This is a genomic window from Eudoraea sp. (genome assembly GCF_049665975.1).
Lineage (GTDB): Bacteria > Bacteroidota > Bacteroidia > Flavobacteriales > Flavobacteriaceae > Eudoraea.
In genome coordinates this window covers 1-3,490 of record NZ_JBATGR010000431.1, presented here as the reverse complement: position 1 = coordinate 3,490, position 3,490 = coordinate 1, and the positions used below count along the sequence as shown (strand labels likewise).

General features: G+C 39.0%; 3 protein-coding genes. 2 read left to right on the top strand and 1 reads right to left on the bottom strand.

Annotated features, from left to right (window positions below; genetic code table 11):
• Nucleotides 1-150 precede the first annotated feature (150 nt).
• Nucleotides 151-1,425 (top strand): DEAD/DEAH box helicase, encoded by a 1,275-nt coding sequence (locus WBN20_RS14225; RefSeq protein ID WP_424282165.1) that lies wholly within the window; start codon nt 151-153, stop codon nt 1,423-1,425.
• Nucleotides 1,426-1,457: 32 nt separating this feature from the next.
• Here the strand turns inward: WBN20_RS14225 and WBN20_RS14220 are convergent, their stop codons facing one another.
• Nucleotides 1,458-2,459 (bottom strand): Rieske 2Fe-2S domain-containing protein, encoded by a 1,002-nt coding sequence (locus WBN20_RS14220; RefSeq protein WP_424282164.1) that lies wholly within the window; start codon nt 2,457-2,459, stop codon nt 1,458-1,460.
• 252 nt (nt 2,460-2,711) lie between these two features.
• Here WBN20_RS14220 and WBN20_RS14215 point away from each other — a divergent pair, with 252 nt between their 5' ends.
• A complete protein-coding gene (locus tag WBN20_RS14215) occupies nt 2,712-3,281 on the top strand; it encodes a DUF7486 family protein (RefSeq protein ID WP_424282163.1) in 570 nt (189 codons plus the stop codon).
• The last annotated feature ends 209 nt before the right edge of the window (nt 3,282-3,490 follow it).

The window sequence follows — 3,490 nt, the reverse complement described above, 5'->3', positions numbered from 1 at the left end:
GGTTATGCAGGCGGCAGTGTATCAGCGTAGATGGATGGTGAACGATGTGCTGAGGCTGCTGTTGCGGGGTTGTGAAGTATTTCTCGCTCAGACATCTTATTTCGCCCTTCTCAGTCTAAATAAGCGTACCTTTGCGCCTTATTTAAAGTAATGACATTCAAAGAACTCGGCCTGGCCGACCCAATACTTAAAGCACTTCAGGTAGAAGGCTACGAAAATCCAACCCCAATTCAAGAACAAGCAATTCCCATTCTCCTCAAAGGGAAAGACCTTTTGGGGGTAGCACAAACGGGGACAGGCAAAACGGCAGCATTCGGAGTTCCAATACTTCACCATTTGTATAATTCGCAAAACGGACAACAGGGAAAACGAAGACTTAAGGCCCTGGTTGTAACTCCAACACGTGAATTGGCTATACAAATAGGCGAAAGTTTCACAGCTTATGGAAAGTTCACTGGTTTGCGAAATACGGTCATCTTTGGGGGCGTCAAACAAAATAGTCAGGTTAACAAGCTGAGAAGTGGCGTTGATATCCTGGTGGCTACCCCGGGAAGGTTACTCGATTTGATGAACCAGGGTTATATTTCCTTTCGGGACTTAGAATTTGTGGTCCTGGATGAAGCCGACCATATGTTGGATATGGGCTTTATTCACGACATTAAGAAGATCATTTCCAAACTACCCCCCAAACGACAATCACTTTTCTTTTCTGCAACCATGCCTAAAGATATTGTAGCACTTTCCAGAAAAATGCTGGGTGATTTTGAGCGAGTGACTATCAAACCGGAACAGGCTACCGCCGAGAAAGTGGAACAGGGGGTCTATTTCGTAAGTAAGGGTGACAAGCCCAAATTATTAATACTTCTTTTAAAAGAGAGACCTAATGATTCTGTTTTAGTATTTTCCAGAACAAAACACGGTGCCGATAAAATAGGTAAAAAATTAAGGCAGGCCGATATTATGTCGGCGGCCATTCACGGCAATAAATCTCAAAATGCCAGACAAAAGGCTTTAGGTGACTTCAAAGATGGCAAACTAAAAGTATTGATCGCTACAGATATTGCAGCAAGGGGTATAGACGTAGAGGAACTATCCTTAGTAATCAACTATGACCTTCCCAATATTTCGGAAACCTATGTACACCGGATTGGGCGTACAGGTCGCGCCAGTGCCACCGGTATTGCATTATCTTTTTGTGATACAGAAGAACAACCTTACCTACGCGATATTGAAAAATTAATCCAACAGGAAGTCCCTCGTATGCCACCACACCAATTTGTGGATAGTGAAGACGAGGTGGTGATCAAAAAGGAAAAAAAACAACAGCGGTCGCACAACTCAAATCGTAACAGAAATCGAAATTCAAACGGTAGCGGTGGTCAAAATAACCACAAGAACAGGAATAGAAATCGACGTAGGTATTAGATTTTAATTATGAAATTAATTCCATAGTTTTTTTAATAATCCAATTTTTGTTTTTTCATTGCTCTTCGGTAGTTCATAGCAACAGCATCAAATTTTAAATGAAGTTCCTCGCTAAAATCGAAAGGTACCTGCTGTGGTCGCTGCGATTCTACAACACGTTTATCCTGGTCAAAAATGACCTGTTCAAAATCTTGTAAAACAGTATCAGGATCATTGTGATTATAGTTACGGCCAACAATACAAAAACCTCTGCATTTATTATGTGAAATTGGTTGAGATATAAATAAATACAACATCCCTTTATTGCCTCCCCAACCCAAACGAAGTACAATGGTATATGGAAGATGTAGTTCATAAACACTCCGTCTTTCGGGTTTTACAACCTCTTCATTGGCAAAAATTGGAAAATCATCGCTATTGGTTGCTTCCGGCCTAAGGACTGAATAGTGTAAAACAGAATCTTTAATCGTCACTTTACAATAAGGAACTTCAGGGCGTTCGGGGTCACCTAACAGCCCAGGGTGTACCCAGGGAAAATGTCCGAAATCTGTAAAATTTTCAACCTGTCTGGAGCTATCGCTATTCCAATTGAAAGGACCTGTATTTACCCATTTCCAATCTGTATTTTCATACTCTGGTATGTTAGGAAAATCAAATTCAGGGTTTTTCAAAGCAACCCATACCAAACCAAATTTTTCCTGGCAATAGTAGGTTGGAGTTTTTGCTTTGCGGGGTATTTCAACATCGGGTGCTTGTGGAATAAATACACAATTGCCTTTCTTATCATATTGCCATGCATGATAGGGGCATACAAGGCAATCCTTTTCTATCCAACCTAAAGATAATGCCGTTCCTCTGTGAATACATAAATCACGCATTGCATGAACACGACCATCTGTAGTGCGCCAAATAACTATAGTTTCGTCCAAAAGAATAGTGCCAAAAGGCTCCTCTGCCTTTATTTCATGACTATACCCAACAGGGTGCCAGCATGCAAATAATCTTTCAGGAAATTTAGTTTTAGTATGCTTCATAATGATACCTAAGTCTACAACGACATTTATTACAGTAAATATATGCAATTGTTACTACGCTTTTTATTATGAAAAAGCAGCATTTAACAAATGCCCGCCTGCCTTTGGTATGGCCCTCCGCAGCTGTACCAACAATTTTGGAAGATTCAAAAATAAAAGAAAAGCGAATACGCTTGGGTAACTGATAATTGTCATAAAGTGTTTACAGGGGTTATTGTAGTTTTAATTCACTTTAAAGAAATCAATTCTGTTATGAAAAAATATGTTTTATTTTGTTTTGCACTAATGTTATGTGCTAATGTTGGTTTTTCTCAAAAAAATAACGCTAAAAAAGTCAAGTTTAAGGAAGTATTATGGCATGTTAAGGCATTTAAGCCCGAGGCGAAGTATTTAAAAATAAAGGCCATTGACAAAAAAGGAAATGTGTACAATGTAAAAGCTATTCAGAATTCTGAGCAAACAAGTTTGCTTGATGTTAAGGCATTTGTAAAAGGTAAGAGGCTACCCATTAAAATGTTAGTAGGTGAAGAAAAGTATTATTCAGTTAAAGCTATAGACGAAGAAGGAAATATATTAGATGTTAAGGCCATTACTGATGATGGAAGGTTTTTACCTGTGAAAGGTGTAAGTAAATCAGGAAATATTGTTCATATTAGAGCCATTTATCAAGATATGATCTTTTATAATGTTGTAGCCATTTCTCCGGATGGAACTACTAACGCTGTTAAAGGCATTAAGATGAATCCGGATAATATAGAAACCACAGTTAATGGGATAGAGGTTTTCGCGCATATAAAATCTATTCCACAAGTTATTTATTAAAATTATTATAGGCTTAAGCTAGCGGATCTACGCTCTAAAGTTTTAATAGATTTCTTCTCCATAAATAATGGAACCGTCCTTCGCTATGCAACTAAGCCAAGGCTTCGTCGCACGAGGAACTTCGGAAGACAAGCACTTATTATGTGACCTGACCAGCATGTCCGCCGGAGCTTTTTCTGTAGAGGTAGGTGAGAGGTGAGGTGTAATTC